This window comes from Mesorhizobium tamadayense, from assembly GCF_003863365.1.
In the GTDB taxonomy this organism is placed as follows: domain Bacteria; phylum Pseudomonadota; class Alphaproteobacteria; order Rhizobiales; family Rhizobiaceae; genus Mesorhizobium; species Mesorhizobium tamadayense.
Genome location: NZ_RQXT01000176.1, coordinates 1 through 1032, shown reverse-complemented (window position 1 = coordinate 1032; position 1032 = coordinate 1). Strand labels below are relative to the sequence as shown.

The window sequence follows — 1032 nt, the reverse complement described above, 5'->3', positions numbered from 1 at the left end:
TTGCGTGGCTTCATGGCCAATTTGCCGCTGACACTCGAAGAAGCGGCGGCGATCGATGGGGCCGGGCCGTTCAGAACGTTCTTCGAGATAATCGTGCCGCTTTGCCGGCCGGGCATCGTCGCCACTGCAGTCTTTGTGCTTATCGTCACCTGGCAGGAGTTCCTCTTTGCGCTCTCCTTTACCTCGACCAAGGAGATGCGCACGCTGCCCGTTGGAGTGAATGACTTTATCAGCCAGTACGGCATCCGCTACGGAGAGCTCATGGCCTCATCCGTGATGATCTCCATGCCGGTGGTCGCTGTCTTCTTCTTTCTGCAACGACAGTTCGTGGCAGGCCTGACGGCCGGCGCGGTGAAGGGCTGACCATGTCGCATACCATGCTCTTTGATATTCCTGGGCCCAGGATCGCCTTGCTGACGTGGGACTGGCTGGAGAAGCTGAACGTGGTGCCCTCTGATCCAGACGTGCATATGCATATGTTCATCGGTACTGACATCGGCGCCTTAGCACTTGGCACCGACATCGCCGGCTACATGGGCCGACCCGAGCGGGAGTTCATGGTGTTTCAGTTTGCTCGATGCGGGCTGAACGACCGTCGGAGGCGTTCCCGAAACCGACCATCGCCGTCAACGATTTATCGTGACAAATACTCCACAGCTATGACTGCTGTCCGTAGCATCGCCCCCGAAGGGATATGATCTTGGCCTCCGTAACGTTGTCATCCGTATCTAAATTTTGGGGCTCCTTTGTCGCCGTGGAAAAGATCTCGCTCGCCATGGCCGATGGCGAGTTCGTCGTGTTGCTCGGGCCCTCTGGCTGTGGCAAATCCACCACAATGCGCATGATCGCCGGGCTCGACGACCCGAGCACTGGCGAGATCCGCATAGGCGATCGTGTGGTCAACGATTTGCCGCCGGGTAAACGCGACCTCGCCATGGTGTTCCAGAACTATGGCCTCTATCCGCATATGACCGTGGCGGACAATATTGGTTATCCGCTCAAAGTCGCAGGTGTGAACCGTGAGGAACGCGC

3 protein-coding genes are annotated in these 1032 nt (G+C 57.9%); all 3 read left to right on the top strand.

Annotated elements, in window-relative coordinates:
- Positions 1 to 363: carbohydrate ABC transporter permease (locus EH240_RS37090; protein WP_148101188.1), on the top strand; the 363-nt coding region annotated here is incomplete at its 5' end.
- 2 nt (positions 364 to 365) lie between these two features.
- Complete coding sequence (locus EH240_RS37085) at positions 366 to 698, top strand: hypothetical protein (protein ID WP_125007257.1); 333 nt, start codon at positions 366 to 368, stop codon at positions 696 to 698.
- A 2-nt stretch (positions 699 to 700) separates the two neighbouring features.
- Positions 701 to 1032, top strand: a 332-nt coding sequence (locus EH240_RS37080) for an ATP-binding cassette domain-containing protein (protein WP_148101187.1), incomplete at its 3' end; no start/stop codon positions are given.

What these genes read in the sequence shown, in the direction of transcription:
- EH240_RS37085 (WP_125007257.1), top strand. Translation starts at nt 366, where the DNA reads ATGTCGCATACCATGCTCTTTGATATTCCTGGGCCCAGGATCGCCTTG.